The sequence below is a fragment of the Planctomycetia bacterium genome (assembly GCA_021413845.1).
In the GTDB taxonomy this organism is placed as follows: domain Bacteria; phylum Planctomycetota; class Planctomycetia; order Pirellulales; family PNKZ01; genus PNKZ01.
This window is the reverse complement of sequence record JAIOPP010000149.1, coordinates 1-24064: the sequence shown is the minus strand read 5'-3', so window position 1 is coordinate 24064 and position 24064 is coordinate 1. Positions and strand designations below refer to the sequence as shown.

The 24064-nt window shown below is 62.8% G+C and carries 16 protein-coding genes; 9 read left to right on the top strand and 7 right to left on the bottom strand.

The window, feature by feature from the left end; all coding sequences use genetic code 11:
* Nucleotides 1-110: 110 nt before the first annotated feature.
* Nucleotides 111-4337, top strand: a complete 4227-nt coding sequence (locus K8U03_24845) for a hypothetical protein (protein ID MCE9608127.1) — start codon at nt 111-113, stop codon at nt 4335-4337.
* 22 nt (nt 4338-4359) lie between these two features.
* On the opposite strand, the gene K8U03_24840 is transcribed toward K8U03_24845, so the two are convergent.
* Nucleotides 4360-6006 carry a hypothetical protein gene (locus K8U03_24840; GenBank protein ID MCE9608126.1) on the bottom strand — a complete coding sequence of 549 codons (1647 nt, stop codon included), beginning with the start codon at nt 6004-6006 and terminating at the stop codon, nt 4360-4362.
* 215 nt (nt 6007-6221) lie between these two features.
* Here K8U03_24840 and K8U03_24835 point away from each other — a divergent pair, with 215 nt between their 5' ends.
* The 3 genes from K8U03_24835 to K8U03_24825 all read left to right on the top strand — a co-directional run bounded on the left by K8U03_24835 (nt 6222) and on the right by K8U03_24825 (nt 11167).
* The gene (locus K8U03_24835; protein ID MCE9608125.1) at nt 6222-8180 is read left to right on the top strand and encodes a DUF1588 domain-containing protein; all 1959 of its coding nucleotides are present in this window, start codon (nt 6222-6224) and stop codon (nt 8178-8180) included.
* A gap of 87 nt (nt 8181-8267) precedes the next feature.
* On the top strand, nt 8268-9650 hold the full coding sequence (locus K8U03_24830; GenBank protein ID MCE9608124.1) for a DUF1552 domain-containing protein: 1383 nt from the start codon (nt 8268-8270) through the stop codon (nt 9648-9650).
* Nucleotides 9647-11167: an SUMF1/EgtB/PvdO family nonheme iron enzyme gene (locus K8U03_24825; protein ID MCE9608123.1), complete on the top strand. Its 1521-nt coding sequence runs from the start codon at nt 9647-9649 to the stop codon at nt 11165-11167. Before K8U03_24830 ends, K8U03_24825 begins: the two co-directional genes overlap by 4 nt.
* 14 nt (nt 11168-11181) lie before the next feature.
* Here K8U03_24825 and K8U03_24820 read toward each other — a convergent pair whose 3' ends face one another.
* A complete protein-coding gene (locus K8U03_24820) occupies nt 11182-13338 on the bottom strand; it encodes an SMP-30/gluconolactonase/LRE family protein (protein ID MCE9608122.1) in 2157 nt (718 codons plus the stop codon).
* 285 nt (nt 13339-13623) lie between these two features.
* On the opposite strand from K8U03_24820, the gene K8U03_24815 reads away from it, so the two are divergent.
* Both K8U03_24815 and K8U03_24810 read left to right on the top strand, forming a co-directional pair.
* Nucleotides 13624-14502 (top strand): hypothetical protein, encoded by an 879-nt coding sequence (locus K8U03_24815; GenBank protein ID MCE9608121.1) that lies wholly within the window; start codon nt 13624-13626, stop codon nt 14500-14502.
* 50 nt (nt 14503-14552) lie between these two features.
* On the top strand, nt 14553-15356 hold the full coding sequence (locus tag K8U03_24810) for a hypothetical protein (GenBank protein MCE9608120.1): 804 nt from the start codon (nt 14553-14555) through the stop codon (nt 15354-15356).
* Between the two features lie 39 nt (nt 15357-15395).
* On the opposite strand, the gene K8U03_24805 is transcribed toward K8U03_24810, so the two are convergent.
* From K8U03_24805 to K8U03_24790, 4 genes are all read right to left on the bottom strand, one after another.
* Complete coding sequence (locus K8U03_24805; protein ID MCE9608119.1) at nt 15396-16286, bottom strand: EF-hand domain-containing protein; 891 nt, start codon at nt 16284-16286, stop codon at nt 15396-15398.
* 105 nt (nt 16287-16391) lie between these two features.
* The gene (aspS, locus tag K8U03_24800; protein MCE9608118.1) at nt 16392-18161 is read right to left on the bottom strand and encodes an aspartate--tRNA ligase; all 1770 of its coding nucleotides are present in this window, start codon (nt 18159-18161) and stop codon (nt 16392-16394) included.
* A gap of 208 nt (nt 18162-18369) precedes the next feature.
* Nucleotides 18370-19170, bottom strand: coding sequence for a hypothetical protein (locus tag K8U03_24795; protein MCE9608117.1), 801 nt, complete (start codon nt 19168-19170; stop codon nt 18370-18372).
* A 124-nt stretch (nt 19171-19294) separates the two neighbouring features.
* On the bottom strand, nt 19295-20149 hold the full coding sequence (locus tag K8U03_24790; protein MCE9608116.1) for a formamidopyrimidine-DNA glycosylase: 855 nt from the start codon (nt 20147-20149) through the stop codon (nt 19295-19297).
* Between the two features lie 125 nt (nt 20150-20274).
* Between K8U03_24790 and trpB the strand changes: the two genes are divergently transcribed.
* From trpB to K8U03_24775, 3 genes are all read left to right on the top strand, one after another.
* The gene (gene trpB, locus K8U03_24785) at nt 20275-21516 is read left to right on the top strand and encodes a tryptophan synthase subunit beta (GenBank protein MCE9608115.1); all 1242 of its coding nucleotides are present in this window, start codon (nt 20275-20277) and stop codon (nt 21514-21516) included.
* Between the two features lie 69 nt (nt 21517-21585).
* Nucleotides 21586-22398 carry a tryptophan synthase subunit alpha gene (gene trpA / locus K8U03_24780; protein ID MCE9608114.1) on the top strand — a complete coding sequence of 271 codons (813 nt, stop codon included), beginning with the start codon at nt 21586-21588 and terminating at the stop codon, nt 22396-22398.
* 233 nt (nt 22399-22631) lie between these two features.
* A complete protein-coding gene (locus K8U03_24775; GenBank protein MCE9608113.1) occupies nt 22632-23147 on the top strand; it encodes a hypothetical protein in 516 nt (171 codons plus the stop codon).
* A gap of 37 nt (nt 23148-23184) precedes the next feature.
* Here the strand turns inward: K8U03_24775 and K8U03_24770 are convergent.
* Nucleotides 23185-24064 (bottom strand): CocE/NonD family hydrolase (locus K8U03_24770; GenBank protein ID MCE9608112.1); only part of this gene is annotated, 880 nt, incomplete at its 5' end.

The following is a 24064-nucleotide window of genomic DNA, read 5'->3' as shown; positions in this document are numbered from 1 at the left end:
ATTTCGTTGCGGATCGTCCGCTGCGTGACGTTTGGACGCCTCCACTTTCTTAGGATACGATGGATCGGTTTTCATTAGCCGTTCCATCACCAAGCCCTAAGCACAGACCGATGCCCATCGTCCCTCTGTTTTTGCGAGCCGTGCGGCTCGGCGTATCGTTACCTCTCTTCGTCGCAATCTCTCTTTCCGGCGCGCAGCCGGTGCAGGCCATCAGCGACGGCTGCGATCTGGAGTTCGGCGGGCCCGGCACGGGGCCGGGGCAGTTCACCGTCGTCTACGATTTCGCCTTCGATCGGGCCGGCAATCTCTACGTGCTCGATGGTCCGAAGTACGATCAGAAAACGAAGACTTACTCCGGCAACCGGCGCATCCAAAAGTTCGACAACGACGGGCGCTTTCTCAGCGAGCGCTCGCTCGACGATGCGGCCGTCGGCTCCGCCGCGCTCGGCGAGAAGAACGTCCCGCAAAGAATCGTCGTCAACCACGCCGGCGAGATCTTCGTCACGCAACCGGAAGCGGATCGCGTGTGGCAAATCCATTCCGACGGCCGAGGCTTCCGCAGCATTCCGGTCGCAGGGGCCGCCGCGATCGCGGTTCCCGCTTACGGTAAAGACGGCCCGACATACGTGATCGAGTCGCGGCGCGGCAAGGGGAAGTCGTGGCTCGGCGGCGAGCGGATCGAGACGATCAAATCCGACGGCTCGTCCGGCATCGGCATCCAGCTCGAAAAGAAGTTGGACAACATCGTCGATCTTGCGATTGATCCGAAAGGGAACTTCATCTTCTTGGCCGATCTCAATCAGATCTACGTCTTCAGCCCGACGGGCAAGCTGCTCCGCACGGCCGGCGCGGGAAGCAGCACGCGCAACGACGACGGGAGCGAGCCGCTGCATTCGGTCGCGACCGATTCGGAAGGAAACGTCTACACGATGACCTGGGGTAATCCCGGCTTGGTGACGAAATACGACGCCTCGTTCACCGTCGTCCGGCAGCGCGACGGACAATTCAAATGGGCCGACCCTTGGAGCATTCATAGCTCGTTCGTGCCGCTGGCGATCGACCCACACGATCGGCTGTGGGCCGCGTTTCCGGAATCGCGCGATCCGCAGCACGTCCACTATAAGTTCTATCGCCCGACGCCGGCCCTCATCCGCGCGAAGGCCGACTTCCTGCATTCCGGCGGCAAAGGGGTGCGCGAACGGAACGCCCTGCTGCTGGGCTTCAAGCCCTCGATCGTCGTGCCGCTACCCTACAACACCGCTTACGATCTCCAGCCGATCGGGCTCAAGTTTCAGGTCGCCGCGGCGAATCGGCAGATCGGCGCGGTCGAGGTCGGTTACCGGTTTCAAGACGCGTGGGGCAAGATCGTCGACCAGGGGAAATTCGACCTTGCGCTGCCGCAAGGGAAAGATGTCGAGCATACGTTCTCGTTCACCCCGCCGAAGTTCGGTTGGTACACGATCACCTGCGATTGCAGCATCGACGGCAAGAAGCTTCTTTCGGTCGGCGAACATCTCGGTGTTACGCCGGCTTACGCGCAGATGAAGTCGCGACTCGCGGCCGGCGAGGCGAATGGCAGTTGGGACGATGCGCCGCGGCAGATGTTTTGCGGCCTGTCGAACATGCGATTGCACCCGAAGCTCGACCAGCCGGGCAAGTCCGACAACCTGAACAAGCTCGAGCACGACGCCGTCGAGGCGGTCAAGCTCGGCGCGACCGTCGTGTTGCAATTCTCCGACAAGAAGGATTGCACGCCGGACAACATTCGCCGCTACGTCGAACGGCTCAAAGGGCGCGTGAAGTATTGGGAGGTGATGAACGAGCCGAACTTCTCGATGTCGGCCGAAGACTACGCGACGCTCCTCAAGAACTCGTACGCCGTCATCAAGTCGGCCGATCCCGAGGCGCTGGTGCTCGGCCCTTCGCATTGCGGCATCTCGCTGCCGTGGATCGAGATCTTTTTGAAGGCTGGCGGTGGGAAGTATTTAGACATCGTCAGCATCCACGACTACGAAGGGCACGAAAGCGTCGACGCGACACACTGGCGCTGGAAATATTGGGCGCTCCGTGAGTTGCTCGCGAAGTACGGCATCGGCGACAAGCCCGTTTGGCAAACCGAGCGGGCCATCTCGGCCTCGCGCGGCGGCAACTTCACCGGCCTCGTGCAAGCCGAGCGGACGACGCTGCATCGCAGTCTGCTGGAGTCGCTCGGAGTGCCGCCGAAGTTCAACAACCATTACTATCTCAACGAAGGGGGCTACAACACCGTCCCGTCGTACGTCTGGTCGCGCAGCGGTCCTTATCCCGCCGCGCTGGCCCTCCGCACGCGCTCCGCGATGACGGAAGCCCCCGGCCAATCCTACGTGGGCCCGGTGGACTTCGGCCCGAGCGGCAACAGCTTAGTCCTCGGGCTGCGCTACGTCGCCGGCGACACCGAGACGATCGTTCTGCAAACGCTCGGCGCTGCGAGCTTGCCGGTCGAATTCACTGCCGCGGGGACCGATGCGCTGGAACTTGTCGACCCGTTCGGCAATGTCGGACAGGTCTCCGTGGTCGGTGGGAAGGTCGTCGTCGAGGCCGCGCAATTGCCGGTCTACCTGCGCGCGAAGAAAGAGCGCTCGATCACGGCGGTCCCGCTCGACTTCGGCCGCAACATCGCGCTGCGGGCTCAAGTCGCCTACTCGAGCACCTCTTCCAACGGCTTAGCCTTGCTGAACAACGGCATCGTCGAAACCTACAACGCCGGCCATCCGCACGGCGGCACCGACGGCAAGAAGATCTGGCAAGGGGATTGGCCGAGCGAAGGCAATCCGACGCTCGAACTCGCGCTCCCCACGCCGCGGCGCGTGAACACCGCCGTGGTTCACGGCGTGCAGGCCGATAACAACTTCTGCGCCTTGCTCGATTACGATCTCCAGGCCGAAGTTGCCGGCCAGTGGAAAACGCTTGCCGAAGTGCGCACTCCTCTCACGCCGACCGACACGGCCGTACATGGTCAGAATAACGGCAACAGTTGGTACGACGGCGGCCATCTGTTCGTGCATCGTTTCGAGCCTGTGGAGACGTCGAAGCTGCGGCTCGTCGTCCTCCGCGCAACGCAAGGCTTCGCCCCCGACGACGCCGCGACGACGATCTTGCGGCAGACCTGGGGCGGCAAAGGCATGCCGATGAAGGTGATGGTCCGCGAAGTCGAGCTCTACGGACCGGCCGGCGATGTGCAAGTCGCCGCTTCGATCTCGCCGGCCGATCCGCAATCGGCCCCGGCTCCGCGAAAGTTGCAAGTCTCGATTCACAACCACCTCGCGAAACCGCTGGCGGCGCAGCTCCGCATCGGTGTTCCTGAGGGGTGGAAGCCCGTGCCGGAAACCCTGTTCGGGATCGCGGCCGGCGCAAAGTTCGAGACCATGCTCGAGGTCGAGCCGTCGTCGATCTTGGATGCCGGCCGGCTGCCGATCGACGCCTACTTCATCGGCGTCGAAAAGTACGGCGCACCCGACAAGACCGCGGTCGTCGAAACCGATTCGGTGTTCGTCGAGTTCGTTTCGCCCGTGCAAGTGCAGCCGCAATCGCCGAGCGCGCTCGATAAGAAAGCGCAGCCGCTGGCCGCCGCGGTGAAGAACTTGAGCAATGCGCCGATCTCCGGCACGCTCGAGCTCCGGCTGAAAGGGCCGCACGACGTCGAGCCGATCACGCAGTCGTTCGGCCCCGTTGCGCCGAATGAATCGCAAACCGTTTCGTTCGCGGTGCCGAACGTCGACCTCGCCCGCGCTCCTTGGACGGCGACCTACGCCGCCACGGCGAATCGCATTCGCAGCCGGGTCGAGCAGCCGCTCAACGTTCGCCTCTGGTCGATCATCGGACCGTTCGAGAAAGACATCGAAAAAATCTTCGGGCCCGAGCAGTCGATCGCCACGGGAATCGATCTGAAGCGGAGCCACGTCGACGGCTTCGGTAACGAGCAGAAGTGGAAGGTCGTCGCCGGCGAAAGCTCCGGCATGCTCAACCTGACGAAGCACATCAACCCTCACGACAACGTGAGCGCGTATGCGGTCGTGTATGTCGAGAGCCCGAAAGCGGGGAGCGCAATCTTCTCGACCGGCACCGACGACGGCGGCAAAGCGTGGCTCAACGGCAAGCTCATCATGAACGACGACAGCTCACACCCGGCTTCGGCCGGCTCGACGCTGATTCCCGTCGAGCTCAAGGCCGGCCGCAACGAAGTCGTGTTCAAGATCATGCAAGGCAACGGCGGCTGGGGCTGCTACCTCGACTTCCTCGACGTGAAAACACGCCTGCCGCCGGCCGACCTCATCTACACCCCGGCTCCGCAGGAGTAGCGAGCCGGCGCCGAGCGTCCGATCACGCCGGCTGCGTCGTTCCCGGCCCACCGGCGGCGGCATATCCGCGGCTTGCGCCGGTCGTATCCGGGCTCACCCAGAACGCGAACAGCCGGCCGTTCTTGAGCGTGAAGCGAAACCGCACCGGCTTGCCGACGAGTGGCGAGAGATCGTCGGTCGACTTCCACGCGATCCTGTGCGTCGTCGAGTCGACTGACGTCGCGAGGCAATCGGCCGCGGCGAACGGCATGAGCGGCGCGCCGCGCTCGTCGAGCAACTCGGCTCGGAGCTCCCCTTTCGGTGCGTCGACGTTCACGAACAGATGCTTCCCCGTGAACGTCATCGGCCGGGTCGTCACCGAAGCTTCCTCCGCACCGGCATCGAGCGACGCGAAGCCGTCTCGTCGTAAGGTAGCGAGCCCGGTCGAGCCGCCGGCTTCGCGATTCTCCGGCGTGCCGCTCCGGCCGCTGCAATAAAAATGCAGCTTATCGCCGACGACGAGGCAACCGCCGCCGGCCGATTGCACGTTCCCCCAATTCCAATCTCCCTTCGTCTCCGACATCGGCAGAAACGGTCTTCGATCCGGCCTCGCGAAGTGGAACCCATCGCGGCTGAAGCCGAGGCACACGTCGTTCAACTCCGGCCGGCCGCTCGCTTCGGGAGCCGTGCCCCGATAGAGCGTGAACAAGCCGAGGATCAAGCTCTCGTAGGCGACGCCGTCGAGGTTCGTGAGCTGCGGCGGGAACTTCGTATCCTCGCGCGGAATGTCGAGCGTATCGGCCCCGAGCCACCACGAGCGATCTTTCGGATCCCATTCGGCTTGGCCGACGGCGTCGTCGCACTCGAAGTAGCGTCGGCAGCGACCGACTTGCGTGCTCGAATCTTTTCGAATGCCGTATTCCCAGCGCTTGCGAAACGGATTGCGAAACACGGTCGAGCGCGGATAGATCGACGCGCTCCGCGCCACTACGTCGCCCCAATGAATGCCGTCGGCCGAGACGTGAATCTGAAAGAACCAGTTCCCGCGACCGTCGATCACTTCCCGATGCGCGCGGAACAACTTGTACCTGCGCGCCGGATCCGGCTCTTCATGGTCGAGCCAGACGATGGCCGAGTCGCGATCGCCGGTCGAGACGATGTTCGTGCCGGCTTGAATGTCGAGCTTCGGCTTCTCCCACACGATGCCGTCTTGCGACACGGCGTAGCAAGTGCAGGCCCGATAGCCTCCCATGTACCACATCTTGAACAGCCGATCTTTCGGGTCGTACCACACGCCGTCGCTGAAGACGGCCGCCATCGGAAAATCTCCCTGCCGTTCCCACGGCTGATCCGGTCGCACTACGGGCCCGCTCGGGTGATAGTCGGGCCGATGAAACGTCCGAGTCAGCGTACTTTTCTCGATCAGAAAATCGTCGACGAACAACTGCCGCCCGACGTCGATCTTAATCACCGCCGGCGGACTCGTGAGATACGGCGGCGTGCTCGGAAGATGCAGCGTACTATTGCTGCCGGTCGGCGGCCAAGCGGCGGGGAGCCGGATGCCGTTGTAGAGCAGTTCCCCTTCCGCGGCGGCGACGGATTTACCGGCCTCCGCGCCGAAAACCGTTTCGGAACCTCCGAGAGCGGCTACGCCGGCCAAGGTCGTTAAGCAGAATTCTCGGCGATTCATCGGGTTTTCTCGTTTCGGCGAAGGCGTAAGGCGATTGCGACCAGAATACTCCATGCCTTAACAGCCGGCGAGCGGTTTCACGCAGCGTCGTGCGGCCTCGCGCAACGAGCCGGCGCGTGGTTCTCTTCCTACAGACAAACGCAACGACGCAAGCCATAATAAAGGCCCGTGCAACGCCTCGTTGCGTCTCGCCTCAAGCCCCACCTCCGGCATCGATGCTCCGTACTTCGCTTATCATCGCGGCCTTATCTTTCGCTGTTTCGACGTCGACGCAAACCGTCGTCGCTGCGGAAGGGGATGCCCCCGCGGTCGGCGCGCTACTGCAAAAGTACTGCGCCGACTGCCACGATGCCTCGGCGAAGAAGAAAGCCGGGCTCTCGCTCGTCGACTTGAAGAATTACAAAGACGCCACGCCGGCCGTCTGGTCGGCCGTCCGCGAGCAGATTCAGCTTGGGCAGATGCCGCCGCGCGACATGCCGCAGCCGAGCGACGAAGAAAAGCAACGGCTCGTCCTCTGGATCGCCGACGCGCTGGCCGCGGCCGGCGAACACGTCGAGAACAAGCTGGAGTTGCCCAACTACGGCAACTACGTGAACCACGAAGCGCTCTTCAACGCCGCACCGCACCCTGCTCCGGCGACTCTCGTTCGCGTTTGGCGTCTCCGTCCGGACGTGTATGAGCGAACCGCGCCGTGGCGAGGTATTCAGCCGTTTTCGATGGCGCCGGGCCATCAACTGAGCGACTTCAGCCGGCTCTACGTCGCCGATGAATCGTCGACGGAAATCGTACTTCGCAACGCCCAGCAACTCGTCGCCTCGCAGACGCGCGTGAAGCTCGAAGGGGGCAAAGTCGTCAACGACGTCGGCGGTAAAACACCGGCCACGTTGCTGCCGCTGCTGCATCCCGAGAAGATCGCGACGCCGGAAGAGATCAAGAACGCGATCGCAGGGCAGTTCTGGCTGGCGATTCTTCGCGCGCCGACGGAAGAGGAACGAACGCGCATCGCGACGCTCCTCGCGCGCGTTTCCGAAAAACACGGCAAGCTCAACGGCGTGCGCGCGGCGATGACCGTGCCGCTGCTCATGCCCGAGGCGATCTACCGGCTTGAGCTCGGCGCGGGGGAACTCGACGCGCAGGGCCGGCGCAGGCTCACGCCGCGCGAGATCAACCTCGCCGTGCAATACACCCTCTTCAACGTGCAGCCGAACGGCTCGCTCGCCGCCAAGGCCGATCTCACGACGCAAGCCGGAGTCGCGGCGTTCGTCGCGCAAGTGCTCGAAGGAGAGCCGAAGCCGCGCGTGCTTAAGTTCTTCGACGAATACTTCGACTACGAAAAAGCGAACGGGGTTTTTAAAGAGCCGACGAGCGATCTCCCGTTCAGCGCCAACATGCTCGTCTACGACACGCGCAAGCTCATTCAGCATGTCGTGAATGAAGATCGCGACGTGCTGGTCACGCTGCTGACGACCACGAAAAGTTTCGCCACCGACGGCAACGGCTACGTTCGGGGTGCGCCGCGCATCTACGGCCTCCCCTACGATTGGAAACCCCGCGACGGCGAACTCGTCGAGCTTCCGGCAGATCAACGAGCCGGCGTGCTCACGCAGCCGGCCTGGCTCGTAGCGCACTCGGGCAACTTCGACAACGATCCGGTCCGCCGCGGCAAATGGATTCGCGAGCATCTCCTCGGCGATGTGATTCCCGATCTGCCGATCAGCGTCGATGCGGTCGTGCCCGACGACAAAACGAAGACCTTGCGCGAGCGGTTCGAGGTCATTCGCAACGATGCCTACTGCTGGAAGTGTCATCAGGCGATGAACCCGCTCGGGATGCCGTTCGAGGCCTACGACCACTTCGGGCGCTTCCGCACGAAGGAACTCCAGCGGCCGGTCGATACCCACGGCGCGATCACCGGCGCCGACGATGCGAAGTCGGACGGCGACGTCGCCGACGCCGTGCAGTTGATTCGCCGCTTGGCAAAGTCGGAGCGAACCCAACAGGTATTCGTCCGCTACGCGTTCCGCTTTTTCCTGGGGCGCAACGAAACGCTGCGCGATGCTAAAACGCTCCAAGAAGCGAATCGGGCCTATGCCGAAAGCGGCGGCAGCATGAAAGCCCTAGTCGTTTCGCTGCTCAGTTCCGATTCCTTCCTTTATCGCGCTCCGGAACTATGACGCGATCGGATAGAATGAAGGTCGACCGCTCCCCTGCCGACGAATAGTTGCAAGAGATTCTAAGACTCTCCGCACGAGTACCGCCCGATGACCCACCTCCCGCGCCGTTCCTTTCTGAAATCGCTCTCGCTCGGTGCGAGCGCTCCTTTGCTGGCGCCGCTCGTCGGCCGCTTGGAAGCGGAGAGCCGCGGCGTCTTGCCGCAGCGGTTCATCTTCGTCGTCGAAGGCAACGGCTTGCCGGCCACGCATGTGCAGCCGCTCGGCATTCCTCGCAAGGTGCAAAAGAACCTTCGCAATCCGCAAGTCGAGCAAAGCGCGGAAGACGCACTCATCGACTTGCCGCTGTCGGACCCGAAGCATCAATTGCCGCCGAGCCTCGAGCCGTTGGCGGCGTTTCGCGATCGGATGACGATCATCCAAGGGCTTTCCGGCCGCGTCTGCGGCGGCGGGCATTCCAACGAATACGGCGCGCTCGGCGCCTACTCATCGCGGGCCGGTGCGAAAGACATCACGATCGATGCCGCCGTGGCCCGCAAGATTCCGGCCGTGTTTCAGCAAGTGGCGCTCGGCATTTCGACCACCGCCGCGTCGGACGTCATCTACGGTTGCTCGGCCTCGGGCCCCGACCAGAAAGTGCCGATCTATACCAACCCTCGCCTCGCTTACGACATGCTCTTCGGCAAAGTTCTCGGGGGCAACCCGCAAGCCGAAGCCGGCACGCAGCAGATGTTGCTCGACTATATGGTCGACGATATTCGCCGCGTCGAAAAACAACTCCCGCGCGAAGAGCAACAGAAGCTCCGACAGTATCGAGATGCGTTTCAATCCATTGCGTCCCGGCAATCGAAGCTCGGCGACGTCGACCCGCGGCGGATTCATCCGGCGACGGAGAAGTACGACTCGAAGGTCGAGACCGACCGTTTGAAGTCGCACTTCGAAATGGCCGCGACCGCGCTCATCACCGGCATGACGAACGTCGTCACGCTCGCCTCGGGTGCCGGTGGGCCGCACTTCGCCGTGGCGTTTACGGGGCTCGGCATCAATTCCGACAAGCATGTGCTCGGGCACCAACAAGTGCCCGGTGCCGAAGAAATGTCGATCAAGATCCGCCGTTTCCACACGGAGCTCGTTGCGCAGTTGATGCAAAAGCTGCAAGCGATTCCGGAGGGAAACGGCACGATGCTCGACAACACGTTGATCGTCTACTTGAGCGATAGCGCCGAGAACCACCATTCGACCTGCTACGAATGGCCCGTCGTGCTGCTCGGCAATCTCGGCGGCCGGTTGAAGAGCGGGAATCGCTTCTTGAACTACCCGCGCTACGGCATCGCCGGCCATCGGACGATGGCGAATCTGTATACGACGCTGCTGAATACGGTCGGCGACCGCAAAGACCACTTCGGCCAGAAAGACCGCGAGCTCGAAGGGGCGCTCGATCAAGACGGGCCGCTGGGAGAGTTGCTCGCATGAGGCGGCTGCCGCTACTCGCCGCGGCGTGGCTCGCGTTATGCAGCGGGAGCGCGGCGCAAGCCGAACATCGCGCGGTCTTGCTCATCGGCAACTCCGCCTACGCCGGCGCTCCGCTCGCTTCTCCGCCTCAAGACGTTCGCGCCCTGGCCGCGGCATTCCGGCAGCGAGGTTTCGTCGTTTCGATTTCCGAAAACGTCGACCTGAAAACGATGCAGGCCGATGTCGAGCGGTTCACGCGCTCGGTGCCGACGCGCGGAACCGCCGTGGTGTACTTCTCCGGCTATGCGCTCCGCGGCGGCCAAGGAGACTACGCCGACAATTTCTTGCTGCCGCTCGACGCCGGCGTCGTGAACACTGCAAGCGTGCAGCAAGCGAAGCTCGGCGTTCGTTGGGTACTCGACCAACTTCGCACCCTCAGCGGCAGCGAAGCCAATATCCTGCTCGTCGACGGCTGCTACGCGCATCCGAAACAAAACAAGACGCAAGACTACACGCTGCGCGAAACGCCCCGCTTCCCGGCCGAAAGCCTGGCCGTGTACGCGGCCCCGTTCGGCACCGTCGTCGAGCCGGCCGCTTCGGGCATGTCGCCGTTGGCAAAGCGTTTGACCGACGAACTGCAATCGGCCAAGCCCCTCGCGGAGATCTTCGCCGGCCTCGCTCCGACGCGCGAGTCGACGCTGGAGAACCTCACGTTTCTTGCCGGCCCGGCGTCGAGCGCGCTCGGCCTCGCCTCGCAACTGAAGCCCGGCACGAAACCCGGTGAGGAATGGGTCAACGAGTGGGGCATGGTTTTCTGCTGGTGTCCTGCCGGCATGTACTCGATGGGAAGCCCCGCCGGCGAACCATCGCGCGGCGATGACGAAGGCCCGCGCAACGTGACTTTCGAGCAAGGCTTTTGGATCGCGAAGTACGAGTTCACGCGCCGCGAAATCATGACGTTGATGAAGCGGCACACTTACCTTTCCACCGGCACGCACAAACTACAACCGCTCGACAAGACCCGCAAAGACGACGTCGGCCAATGGCTCACGATCCTCAACGGCAACGTCGCGGGCGGTTGGCGTTACGCCGTGCCGAAGGAAGAGGAATGGGAATACGCGGCCCGCGCCGGCACGACGACCCCTTACTATTTCGGCGCCGATGTGCGCGAGCTGGTGCGACACGCGAACTTCGCCGATGTGAATCTCTACGACTTGGAGAGCGGCTATTACGCCTACGCCGAACGAGCCCTCGACGACGGCTTCGCCATGATCGCGAAGGTCGGCAGCTACGGGCCGAACGCTTGGGGCCTGCACGACATTTGCGGCAACCTCTCGGAACATTGCGACACGCCGTATGAAGCGGCGAACGTCAAGCCGAACAACTATCCGAACAGCGTGATTCGGGGCGGCAGCTGGCTTAGCAGCCCCGGCAGCTGCCGTTCGGCGGCGCGCAACTACTTCTCGTTCAGCGCAAGCGAGAACGCCATGCCGAACCATGTCGGCTATCGGTTGATGATCCGTAGCGTGAAGCCCTAAGCGGCGCGACGCGTCTAAGGAGTAATCACCAAGTTCGGCAGCTTCGCGGCGAGCTTGGTCTTACCTGCCGGAGTCGTGCGCGTGCCGTCGAGTCGAAGCTTGCGCAGATTCGTGAGCCCGGCCAGGCTATCGAGCGCCGCATCGGTGACGTTCGGCGAATTCAGTACCAGCTCTTCCAGCGTGGTCAGCCCCTTAAGGTGTGCGACCCCGACGTCGTCGAACGTGCCGACGAAGAGCCGGAGCATGCGCAGCTTCGGCAGCGTGCCGATCTCCTTCATCGCTTCGTTGCTCGCGGCCTTTTCATACACATCGAGTTCGTACAACTCCTTGAGTTGCCCGACGACGGGGACCAGGGCCGCGGCCGTCGTGTCGTGGCTCGCGACATGGAACTGCCGCAGTTTCGCCAGCCCGCCGAGTCGGCCGACTCCGGCATCGGTTACCGACGTATGCACGATCTCGAGCCGCAGCAAGCTCGGCAGCTTGCCGATCGCTTCGAGCCCGGCATCGCTCGCCGGGGTCGAGTGTAAGTTGATCGATTCGAGCTGCGTCATCCCTTGCAGGTGGGCGAAGCCGCTCCCCGTAATCTTCGAGGCGCAGATCACCATCCGCTTCATTTTCGTGAGCTCGGCCAAATGCTCGAAGCCGGCGTCGCTGCAAGCGGTGAGGCAGATGTTGAGCACTTCCAGCGCTTTCAAATCCTTGAGATGCACGAGCCCCTCGCTCGTCACGGCGGTGCCGGAGAGTTCAAGCGTGCGCAGCTTGTCTTGCCCGGCGAGTTGCGACAGCCACGCATCGTGTACGCGCTCGGTGAGCGCTTTCGGCGTCGCCGCTTTGTGGCCGTCGGTCCGCTCGTTCAAATCCAAGCCGACGATCCGTCCGAAGACCGGCAGCGCTTCGTCGCCGGCGATGCTCCGCAGCCACGCGGGGGCGGAGCTTTCGAGCGTCGCGGTGCCTTTCAAGCGTTTGACTTCGGCCAGCAGCGATTTGTCTTGCGCGTAGCGAGCCGCTGCCGTTTCGAGCGGGCCCATGAGTTGTTCCAAGTCGGCGCGGACTTGCGAATCGGTCAGACCGGCGGCGGCGAGCAACTTCAATTCGTCGCGCGTCGCGGAGTCGAACTTGCCGTCGACGAGCTTCGCATCGGCAGCCGTAAGGGCGACCTTCTTGAGCGTCTCGGCATCGGCATGCACCCGCAGCGGCACGACGTCGATCAAGCGGATGATCGGCATCGCTTTGCCCGGATGGCCGGCGAAACCTTTCACGCCGACCGCGGCGTGGAACACTCCCGGAGCGTCGCCGGTCGTGCAGAAGATTTCATCATGATTCGGCCCGCCGAACGCGATGTTGCTCACCAGCTTCGTCGGCAAGTCCAGCATCGCGAGCACTTCCGCTTTCGGGCTTAAGACGAGAATGCGCCCGTGCCCCGTCTCGGGACGATGAAAATCGGCAACCCAAAGATTTCCTTCGGCGTCGAAGACGCAGCCGTCGCCGCCGGAGCCGCCGAGGTCGTAGAACGTCTCGGGCTTGCCGAGCAATTCATCGTCGGCAGGCAGGGCATAGCGCAGAATCTTTTTCGATTGCGATTCGATCACGTAGAGATACTTACTCGCCGGATCGACTTCCAAACCGTTCGGAAAGGCGAGGCCCGTGGTTAACAGATCGACGCGGCCGTCGGGGCGAACGCGAAACACGTTGCCGACCGGATTCTTCAGCGTCGAATCGGTCGGGTCGGTCCAGTAGACGTTGCCGCGCGCGTCGACGGTTAGGTCGTTCATGCCGCGTAGGGTTTTCGTCTCGAAACGCTCGGCGACGACGCCGAGCTTCCCTTCCGGCGAGAGATCGACGATCGCCTTCGCTTTGTTATCGCAGATCAGCAGATGGCCGTCGGCTTTGAGCACCGTGCCGGCCGGCGAGATGTCGAGATACTTCGAGACCTGCTTCTTCGCGTCGACCCGCAACAAGCCGCCGCTGCAGAAGAAGACTTCGCCCGCGCGCCAGGTCGGCCCCTCCGAGTAGCCCGGCCCGACGGCATAGTGGTCGAACTTCACACCGGCCAGCTTCTTCGCCAAAGGGGTGTCGGGCCCGGCCGCGCCGGCGATGCTTACGAGCCAGCAGGGAGCGAGCGCGAGGCAACCGAGCAAAGCTCGCAACGATGCGGAGGCAAAACGAGGCATGGACATTCTCCGACAAACGGGGAGTGGATAGATTGGCGTTACCGACCCGCGGTGAGGTACGATACCGGGCGGGTTCGATACGGTTGGATTCAACGACCCAGGTGGGGCTTCGGCAAAGATCCGAGTAGGAGAGCAATATCGGCTCCGACCTTCGGCGGGTCAACGTATAAAACGGAAGTTCACTCCGCCGAAGTTCGTAATACCGGCGGAACGATGCTCGCCCGCCGGGGTTTCATGCTCACACTTCCCTTGCACTTCTCGCCTCGCCTTTTCAGGAACGCTTTCATGCCACGCCCGTTATGGATCGTCGGACTTTTGCTTATCGCCGGCGCAGCGGCCACGCTCGTCGCTCAGCCACCGGCCGGGCCGCCCGGGGGTCCGCCGGAACGCAACGGATCGGAGCGCAACGGGCCGCCGCGCGGGCCGGGGGGACGTTCGCAATTGATGGAAGCGCTCGACGCCGATAAAGACGGCAAGCTTTCGGCCGAAGAGATCAAGAACGCTTCGGCTGCGCTCGCCCAGCTAGACAAGAACCAAGACGGTATCCTCACCGAAGATGAAATTCGCCCGGGGCAAGGACGCGGCGCAGGCCGACCGCCCGAAGCAGGCGCTCCGCCGGCGCAAGGCCAACCACGCGTGAATGCCGCCGTCGCAGAGCCGCTTGCTCCCGGCGCCACGCAAACGCCGCTCCTCTTCTCGGGCGGCAACGAGACCGATCCGCGCGATCGGGGTCGGCCGGTGGTGCTCATCGCCGGCGCGCTCGGCGTCACGCCGGAAGTGTTTCGCGAGGCGTTCAGCCGGGTGCGGCCGGCCGGAGCGGGCTCGGAACCGGCGCCCGAACAGGTTCGACAGAACAAGGCGGCCCTCATGCAAGCGCTCGGCAAGTTCGGCATCTCGAACGAACGGCTCGATGAAGTGTCGAACTACTATCGCTACGTCGGCAGCCGAGGCGAATCGTGGCCGATCACGCCGGCCAAAGGATATGCCAAGCTCAAGGACGGCAAAGTGACGGGCTTCGTCATCACCAGCGCCGGCTCGGGTTATAGCTCGCCGCCAAGCGTCACGGTGCAAGGCTTGCCCGACGTCGTCGCACAAGCGAAGCTATCGTACGGCAAGGAGTTTTCTTCGAACGGTTCGGTCGCAGCCGTCACGGCTGCCAACTAGAATCCGTGTCGACGATGTAACCGGCAACAACCTTTGAGGCGAGTCTTACGATGGGCATCCGATGGAGTTTTCGAGCGGTCGTTGCGGCGGCGTTCGCAGGGTTGGTTGCATTCTCGTCAGCGTCTGTTTCCCTAGCAGCCGACGACGCGACGAAGGTCGAGGCTGCCAAGCCGATTACGCTGCTGCTGATCGGCAACAGCCAATGTCCGACGATCGTCGGGCAGCGCTTGATCGAAAACTTGGCCGCGTCCGATCAGGGAGCGCGCCCGATCAAGGTGGTCGGCTGCGTGAAAGGGGGCGCGTCGTTGAAGTCGCATTGGGAAGCCGGCACCGGCCCGACGACGGCGCGCGGCATGATCGCCGCCGGTCCCGGTGCGGGCGCGCCGTGGGACTTCGTCGTCGTGCAAGAAATCTACAACGCCCAGCAACCGGCGTTTCAACCCTACGCGCGCCAGTTTCATGAGCTTGTCCAAGAACACAAAGCGCAAATCGTGTTCTTCGGCACCGCTTCGATCATCAGCGATTTTCCGAAAGGGTTTGAGCGGCTGCATCGGATGCACGTCGACATCGGCAAGGAATTGAACGTGTCGATCGTCGATGCGAGCCAAGCCTACTTCCGCTACCTCGGCGAGAATCCGGCGAAAGAAAAGATAGAAAGCCTGTTCGCAACCGATAAAGCGCATCCCGGCTTGCAGGGCTCGTATCTCTATTCGTGCGGCATCTATAGCGTCGTCACCGGCAGAAGCCCGCTCGGGCTGGCCGCGCCGACGGCCATTCCGGCCGACATTGCCAAGAGTCTGCAAGAAGCCGCTTGGGCCCAGTACCAAGCCACCGCAGCGGAGCTGAAGAAGTAAGCGAGCACGCAGAGCCAAGGCAACAGATACGGCTTAACGTTATTCCGACGATTTCTCGTCGGGCACGCGCTTCAAGATCATCAGCCAGAAGCCGTTGGCGGTGACGAAATCTTCCGGGCGTTGGCCGGTTCGGTTCGAGACGCACCAATAAAGCGTGTCGCCTTGCATGCGAAAGATTCCGAGGCAGATCCGATCCGTGCCGTCGAGGTATTGCGCGTCGAGGTAGCCGATGTCGGCTTTGCCCGAGGCGACGAACGTGCCGACGCCGAGGTTCGGCTCGTCCCCCTTCTTGCTTTTGCTCAGATCGCGACCGGCGATTCGGTTGCCGGCGATCAGCAGCTCGATCGGTGTGCCCGAGTTCGGATTCTCCCCCCGCTTCTCGACGATCGCTCCGCGCCAGAGCCCGGCTCGCAGCGCGGCGACGTCTCCTGGTTTCGACGCGGCGTTCTTGGCGTCGACGAGCGTTTGAAACTCCGCAAGGTCGAGCGCGCCGTTGCCGTCGGCATCGATCCGCTTAAAGCTCGCCGCGAGCGCCGTCCACTCGGCGCGGCTCAGCTTGCCGTCGCCGTTGGTATCGACAGGAACAAGCACGATCGACTCGCCGCTCCGTTCGTTCGACGCCGCCTCGTCTGCCGACAACTCGGCCAGGTCGACGCTGTTATCTTTATTCGCATCGAAGCGACGAAAGCTTTGCGCGAAGCGAGTCCACTCGGCGCGCGTGATCTTGCCGTCGCCATCGGCATCGGCGGGCTTCAACGTCGGCGTCGGCTTAGGTTCGCCGGCCGCTGCGCCGTCCGTCGCTTGGCCTACGGCCACCTGCGCCGCGAGCGCAGGCGGTATCGCCACGACGGTACCGAGGCCGGCGAACGCTACGGCAAGCCGGCGCAGATAATCGCGATAATCGGGTCGACGGCACGGCAAGCGAAACACGTCTCAAGTCCTCGATAGGCGATCGCAGAACGAGTCGACACTTCCAGTCGACACTACCGCTAGTCTAATTCGAGCTTGCGCTTCCGGCCGTGAAGATTTCGGGAATTAACCCTGATTGACCTTAATCGACAGTTCCCGAAGTTGCTTCGTGTCGACGTTGCCGGGGGCTTCCGTCATCATGTCGGCCGCTTTTTGCGTTTTCGGGAAGGCGATGCAGTCGCGGATGTTGTCGAGACCGCCGAAGAGCATGATCCAGCGATCGACCCCGAGGGCGATGCCACCGTGCGGCGGGGCGCCGAACTGCAGCGCGTCGAGCAAGAAGCCGAAGCGCTCCTTGGCCGTCGCTTCGTCGATGCCCAAGAGGCCGAACACTTTCGATTGCGTCTCTTGATCGTGGATGCGGATCGTGCCGCCGCCGGCCTCCGAGCCGTTGATGACGAGATCGTAGGCGACGGCGCGAGCCCGGCCCGGATCGGTGGAGAGGAACTCCAAGTCTTGCGGGCGTGGGGCCGTGAACGGATGGTGCATCGCGCCCCAGACTTTCGATTCTTCGTCCCAGGCGAACATCGGGAACTCGACGATCCACGAGAAGTGCATCGCCTTCGGATCGTAGAGTTTGAGCTCGACGCCGAACTTCTTGCGCAGCGAATAGAGTGCCTTGCAAGTGACGTCGAACTTGTCGGCGATAAAGACGATGAAGTCGCCCGGCTCGGCTTGAAAGCGCGCGGCGATCGCGGCGAGCTCTTCCGGCTTGAAGTTTTTCGCGATCGGCGAGGCGAGCGTGCCGCCGGCTTCGACCTTGAACCAAGCCATTCCCTTGCAACCGAAGTCGTGCTTCACCCATTCCGTGATTTCGTCGATCGCTTTGCGAGAATACTTTTCGGCGGCTCCCTTAGCATTGAGCCCACGCACCTTCTCGCCGGCATCGGCCGCAGCGCGGAACACGCGGAAGTCGCAGGCCGCGGCCAAGTCGGTCGCGTCGACGATCTCGAGCCCGAAGCGGAGGTCCGGCGCGTCGTGGCCGAAGCGTTCCATCGCTTCGTCGTAAGTCATTCGCGCGAGCGGCAGCTTGACGTCGAGCTTGAGCACGTCTTTCGCCACGCGCCCGACCAAGCCTTCGATGATCCCCATGATGTCGTCTTGCGTGATGAACGCCATCTCGACGTCGAGCTGCGTGAACTCCGGTTGCCGATCGGCCCGCAAGTCTTCGTCGCGGAAGCAACGGGCGACCTGCACATAGCGATCGTAGCCGGCCATCATCAGAATTTGTTTGTAGAGCTGCGGCGATTGCGGCAGCGCGTAGAACTTGCCCGGATGCACGCGAGAAGGAACGAGATAATCGCGGGCCCCTTCCGGCGTGCTCCGGCCGAGCATCGGCGTTTCGATTTCGAGGAAGTCGTGCTCGTCGAAGTAGTCGCGCATCGTCTTCACGATGCGATGCCGCAGGATGAGCGTCTGCTGCATCTCTGCGCGGCGCAGATCGAGGTAGCGATACTTCAAGCGCAGGTCTTCGCCCGGCAGGTCTCGCTGGCCCGGCGTAAACGGCGGAACCAAGCTCCGATTGAGCACCGTGATCGTCGTGCAGCGGATTTCGACTTCGCCCGTCGGCAGCTTCGGGTTCGTCGTTCCTTCCGGCCGAGGCGAGACCTTGCCCACAACCTTCACGACCCACTCTTGCCGCAATGTTTTCGAGAGTTCGAGCAGCGCAGGGTCGAGGTTCGTCGAGAACACGACTTGCGTCTTGCCGTAGCGATCGCGCAGGTCGATGAACAAGCCCAGGCCGTGGTCGCGGTAGCTATCGACCCAACCGCAAAGAGTGACTTCTTGGCCGACGTCGGCGGCGCGGAGCTGGCCGCATGTGTGGGTGCGTAACACGGTCGGAGGATCTCGCTACGAATGGAATGAAAACGCTTGCCGGTTCGGGCTCGCGACTAGCTCGCCGAGCCCCCGGCGAAAGAATTCGGCATTGTAGCCGGCCGCCCGAGATTGGGGAATGCCGAACGAGGCGGCGATCGGCCGGTCGTCGACGGTTGGCCCGCCGCGAATCGACGCGAAAACGGGAGATTCCAGCGAGGTCCGAACCCTACGGCTTCGGTTTCGCAGTCGTAGGCTGAGGAGCGTCTTTCGGTGCGTCCCATTCGATCTTACAGTTCGGCAGGGCCTTCTGCAGCGACGCCACTTGCGCGGCATCGACTTTCGTGCCGCGCACGCTGAGCGAAACGAGGCTCTTACACTCGGCCAGCGGCGCGAGATCGCGCACGCCGCGTAGGCCCTCGAGGTTGAGCCGCTGTAGCTTGGTGAAACTCGTCAAGTGTTTCAGGCCGGCATCGGTGACCGCCGTACGATCCAATCGCAGCTCTTCGAGGTTTTGCAACGGTGCAAGGTGTACGACTCCGGCATCGGTGATCTTGCTCGTGCCGATCGCCAAGAGCTTGAGCTTGGTCATGCCGCGCAGATGCACTAAGCCCGCGTCGGTGATCGGGTTCTCCATTAGGTAGAGCGTCTCGATCGAAGTGATTCCTTCGATCCGCGCGAGGCCGGAGTCGGTCAGCTTGATATCGGCGAGCCCGACTCGGCGGAGCTTGAGCGGCTTGAGGTATTCGAGATCGTCTTCGGTGATATCGCTGAGATGCAGGCCGATCCATTCGACTTCGGGGAGCTTGGTGAGAGGTGCGAGGCCGATCCCTTTCGTCTTGCCGCCGAACAAGTGGACCTCGGTGACCGGCTTGCCGGGCCGTTTGTCGTCGATCTTCACGTTCCCTTTCATTTTCCGAATGGCTGCGATCGCTTCTTCCTGCGCCACGTTCTTCTCATCCGCCGCCGCCGGAGAAGTCGCCACGAAGACCGAAACGGACAGCAATAGCAAGCGAAGAATCGAGGTCATGAGCGGTGCTCTATTGGGCGAAGGGAACGTGCGATGGCGTGGGGCGATGCAGGCGGGAGACGGCATACAGAGCCGCCGACAATCAAACGGCCGACCGTTACACGATCTTTTCAGACACTCGAATCTACCGCGGTTTCGAGCCTTGGCAGGTCGGGCAAAAGAAGGTCGCGCGCTGCGCCTGCACGATCCGGCGTACCGGCGTTTTCAGGCAGAGGACGCAAGCGATTCCCTCTTTGTCATAGACGCGGTGGTGGTTCTGATAGCCCCCTTCCTTGTTCAAGGCGTTGCGGTAGGTGCCGTCGCCTAAGGTCGAGCCTTCGTAACGTACGGCCGTCTCGAGCACTTGGCGCATCGCCTCGAACAGCCGGCTCCAGGCATCGCGATTGACCGCCGTGCAACGCTTGCGCGGATCGATGCCGGCCGCGAACAACATCTCCGACGCATAAAGATTCCCGATCCCCGCGACCGCTTTCTGATCGAGCAGCGCCACTTTGATCGCTCGCTTGCTTTTGCCGAGCCGGAGGCGAAAGTCGTCGGGCGTGATCGCGAGCGCGTCGGGCCCAAGGATGCCGTCGGCATAGCGGGCGGCGAGTTCTTTTTCGTTCAGCAAGCGAACCGAACCGAGCCCGCGACGGTCCCAGTAGTACACGTCCCGTCCGTCGTCGAGCGCGATCCGAATGCGCAGGTGCTCGGTCGTCGGCGGATCGGCCAAGAGGACGAGGCCCGTCATGCGCGGTTCGAGAATAATCGACTCTCCGCCGTTCTGCTTGTCGCCCGCAAGTTTAATGACCACACGCTTGCCGATCCGCTCGATCGCCGCGACTTTGCGCCCCAATGCGCGCCGGCGAAATGCCGGCAGGCCCGGCTCGACGCTGATCGGCTTCCTCGGGCAAGGGGTGCGCTCGATCGCCGTGATTTTCCGCCCGACGATCGACAGAATGCCGCGCCGCATCGTTTCGACTTCAGGTAGCTCGGGCATGCCAAACGCTCCGGCAAGAGACGAAGATCGGCATCGTTCACGGACGCCGGTCGCTTGACCATCGGAAGTCGGCGGTCAACAATCAGATTTTCCCACGTTCTCGCCGTTCGTCTAGGGTAGTGCCTATGTCCGCCACCGAACACGCCGCCGAAGCCGTCGATGCTTTGGAGTCGACGCTTCAAGTTCCCGATGCCGCGGGCCGATTCGGTTCGTTCGGCGGGCGCTATGTGCCTGAGACGTTGACGAAAGCCCTCGACCAGCTCACGGCCGAATACGCGAAAGCGCAGGCCGACCCGAAGTTCCACGCCGAACTCGACTACCTGCTGAAGAACTACGTCGGCCGGCCGAACCCCCTCTACTTTCTCGAACGGCTCACGAAGAAATGCGGCGGGGCGAAGATCTACGTCAAGCGTGAAGACCTGAATCACACCGGCGCACATAAGATCAACAACACGCTCGGCCAAACGCTCCTCACGCTCCGCATGGGAAAGAAGCGGGTCATCGCGGAAACCGGAGCCGGGCAGCACGGCGTCGCCACGGCCAACGCTTGTGCGCGGTTCGGGCTCGAATGCATCGTCTACATGGGCGAGGAAGACATTCGCCGGCAGAAGCTTAACGTCTTCAACATGAAGATGCTCGGGGCCGAAGTCCGACCGGTCACGACCGGCTCGCGCACGTTGCGCGACGCCATTAACGAAGCGATGCGCGATTGGATGTCGTCGGTCGAAACCACGCACTACATCATCGGCTCAGTCGTCGGGCCGCATCCGTTTCCCGTCATCGTGCGCGACTTCCAATCGGTCATCGGCCGGGAAACGATCGAGCAATCGCTCGCGCAGTTCGGCCGGTTGCCGAACACCGTGGTGGCGTGCGTCGGCGGCGGAAGCAATGCGGCCGGCATGTTCTATCCGTTCGTCGCGCATAAGGAAGTCGAGTTGGTCGGTGTCGAAGCCGGCGGAAGAAGCTCGACTGCCGGCGACCACGCCGCGCCGCTGTCGTTCGGCAGCCCAGGCGTGCTGCATGGCAGCTTCAGCTACGTCATGCAAGACGAAGACGGCCAAACGTCCGACGTTCACTCCGTCTCCGCCGGGCTCGACTATCCGGGCGTCGGGCCCGAGCATAGCTATTGGAAAGACTCGCAGCGCGTTCGCTACACCTACTGCCAAGACGACGAAGCGCTCAAGGCCTTCGACGCGATGGCCCGCAGCGAAGGAATTCTTCCGGCGCTCGAAAGCTCGCATGCCTTGGCAAAGGGAATGGAGATCGCCGCGCAGCGCTCGCCGGACGAGATCGTGGTCGTGTGCCTGTCGGGCCGCGGCGATAAAGACGCCTTCGAAGTGGCACGACTTAAAGGCGAGCAGATGTAAGAAAAGTTCTTGGTGCGTGGTTCGTAGTTAAGAGTTCTGGTTTCTGACTTCTGGTTTTGAGTTCCCCTTATGTCTGCCGTCGACGAACTTTTCCGCCGTCTCCGTAGCGAAGGCCGCAAGGCGCTCATGCCGTTCGTCACGGCCGGTGATCCCGACCTCGAGTTCACGGCCTCCGTACTCAAGGCGCTGTCGGCCGGAGGCGCGCAGCTGTGCGAGCTCGGCATTCCTTATAGCGACCCGATCGCCGACGGACCGGTGATTCAAGCCTCGTACACGCGGGCACTCGCCAAGAAAGTGAAGCTCGCCGACATCTTCGCGATGGCCGAGCGCACCGTGCCGAGTCTCTCGGGCCCGGTGGTGACGATGGTCAGCTACGCGATCATCCATCGCCACGGCCCGGCGAAGTTCGTCGCCGCGGCGAAGCGGGCGGGAATCGCCGGCGCGATCGTGCCCGACTTGCTCGTCGAGGAATCGGCGGAGTTTGCGAAGCTTTGTCGGCAAGAAGATTTCAGCCTGATTCAACTCGTCACGCCGACGACTCCGCGCGACCGTGCGAAGCGCATCGCCGAACGAACGAGCGGCTTCATCTACTATGTTTCCGTCACCGGCATCACGGGCGAACGGACGCAACTCCCCCCCGACTTAGTCGAAAACGTCGCTTGGCTGCGCACTCAGACCGAACTGCCGATCTGCATCGGCTTCGGGATCAACTCGCCCGAGCATGTCCGGCTGCTCGCTCCGGCGGCCGATGGACTGATCGTCGGCTCGGCGCTGGTGCGGAGGTTGGCGGCTGCCGAAACCGGCTCGCGCGAAGAGGTGCTGAAGAGCGCGACGGCCTATATCCAAGAGCTCGCCGCAGCGTTTCCGAAGGCCGCGCGCTAGGGCCGAGACCGGCTGTCCATCCCTGCGGCGGTCTTACGCCATGCGGCGTATGTCAGCCGTTTGTCGGTATTTTCGACGTCACAATCGGAACGGCGATCTTCGCAAGATCGAACTTGAGCTATTTCGGATAGCTGCCTAAACTTCAAGTAGGGAGTCTTGCCGATAAGGATTATCGACGGCCCGATGTTCGGAGTCGCCGACCCTTTCGTCCCTCGCCCGCCGGAGGTCGACTTGTGGATCCGATTCGTTCGCAGCTTTCGCCTGCAAGTTTCTTCGCCGGTCTGACCGAGTACGTGTTCGAAACACGGCTCGGCTTCGCAGACCCTCCGTTGGTCGACTACGTCGCCGGCCTGCTCGGCCGCTTCATTCATTTCGACTCGATCTATCGGCTCCGGAGCCCCGTCGGCCGAAGGCTCGAAGAAGTGAGCGAGATGAAGCTCGAAGCCGACGCGCGAATCGGCGAAGCTCGCCGCGAGGCCCATCGCCACATCGGCGACTTCACCCTCTTTTGGACCGGCCTGTATCCGGAGATTCTCGAAGTTCGGCTGACGAAGAGCCGCTTCGACAAGTTCGTCGACTACCGCGAGCAAGGGAAGCTGGCGTATTCGATCGCGGCGGAAATCCCCGCGTCGGGCGAACAAGCGGTCTCCGGCGTCGTCCTCGAACGGCTCAGCGACGAGTTCGAGATTTGCGTCGAAGGGCTCAAAGAACTCCGCCGCGAACTAGGCGGAGTCAACCCGTCAGGCTAATCGACGCCTTCGAGCATCGTGGCGAATACGAGAACGGTCACTCACTTGCGATTTCGCGAACCACCGGCGCAATGATTCGCGAAACGCGCTGCCGATCGTGATAGATCCCGTTCTCGGCCACGACCGTGGTCTTGGAAGGGTCGATCGTGAAGACGCCGCCGGTTTGCGGATTCACTTCGTAGAAGTCGGCCCCGGTGCTGCCGATGGTCACGCGGATGCGATGGCCGCGATTGAAGATTTGGCTCAGCCAGCCGATCTCGAACGAGAGCTTCACCGGTTGGCCCGCCGGCAGCGGCACTTCCTTCTCGAAGCCCTCGCGATAGCGCGCGCGGCGCACGCCGTCGATCAGCAAGATCGACCGGCCGTCGGGATACACATCGCTCACGCGCACGATGAAGTCGGCATCCGGCGCGGTCGACGAGACGAAGATCTCGGCCTTGACCAAGCCGGTCCATTCGACCGGAGCGGTTAGAAGCGAAGTGGAAAACGTGCGCACGTCGGGATGCGCTTCATACGCCGCGGCATCGCGAGCACCCGGAAAGGCGGTGCCGACGATCGGTGCCGGACGAGCGGGATCGCTCCGAAAGGTCGTCGGTGCGGCGGCTACCGAAGAAGGAGCCGTCGAAAGCTTGCCGCCGGAGTGAAAGTAGTAGCCCGACTCGACGGCCGGAGGAGGAAAGTCGCGCGCGGAACGCCACTTGTTGCCGGGAGCATCCTGCTCGCCGAGCGCTCCCATCACGTAATAGCGCACGGGCGACTCGCGCTCGATGCCGTTATCAGCTCCCTTCAGATAATGATCGAACCAGCGCAGCATGTGCTCGTCCATCGCGAAGGAGGCATTCTCGGGATACGTCAGGTCGCCGATCTTCACGCCGCTTTTGTTCGTCGAGCCGTGCAGCCAAGGGCCGATCAGTAAT

Bases quoted from the DNA above. Each gene is read 5' to 3' on its own strand.
- K8U03_24845 (MCE9608127.1), top strand. From the start codon at position 111: ATGCCCATCGTCCCTCTGTTTTTGCGAGCCGTGCGGCTCGGCGTATCG.
- K8U03_24840 (MCE9608126.1), bottom strand. From the start codon at position 6,006: ATGAATCGCCGAGAATTCTGCTTAACGACCTTGGCCGGCGTAGCCGCT.
- K8U03_24835 (MCE9608125.1), top strand. From the start codon at position 6,222: ATGCTCCGTACTTCGCTTATCATCGCGGCCTTATCTTTCGCTGTTTCG.
- K8U03_24830 (MCE9608124.1), top strand. From the start codon at position 8,268: ATGACCCACCTCCCGCGCCGTTCCTTTCTGAAATCGCTCTCGCTCGGT.
- K8U03_24825 (MCE9608123.1), top strand. From the start codon at position 9,647: ATGAGGCGGCTGCCGCTACTCGCCGCGGCGTGGCTCGCGTTATGCAGC.
- K8U03_24820 (MCE9608122.1), bottom strand. From the start codon at position 13,338: ATGCCTCGTTTTGCCTCCGCATCGTTGCGAGCTTTGCTCGGTTGCCTC.
- K8U03_24815 (MCE9608121.1), top strand. From the start codon at position 13,624: ATGCCACGCCCGTTATGGATCGTCGGACTTTTGCTTATCGCCGGCGCA.
- K8U03_24810 (MCE9608120.1), top strand. From the start codon at position 14,553: ATGGGCATCCGATGGAGTTTTCGAGCGGTCGTTGCGGCGGCGTTCGCA.
- K8U03_24795 (MCE9608117.1), bottom strand. From the start codon at position 19,170: ATGACCTCGATTCTTCGCTTGCTATTGCTGTCCGTTTCGGTCTTCGTG.
- K8U03_24790 (MCE9608116.1), bottom strand. From the start codon at position 20,149: ATGCCCGAGCTACCTGAAGTCGAAACGATGCGGCGCGGCATTCTGTCG.
- trpB (MCE9608115.1), top strand. From the start codon at position 20,275: ATGTCCGCCACCGAACACGCCGCCGAAGCCGTCGATGCTTTGGAGTCG.
- trpA (MCE9608114.1), top strand. From the start codon at position 21,586: ATGTCTGCCGTCGACGAACTTTTCCGCCGTCTCCGTAGCGAAGGCCGC.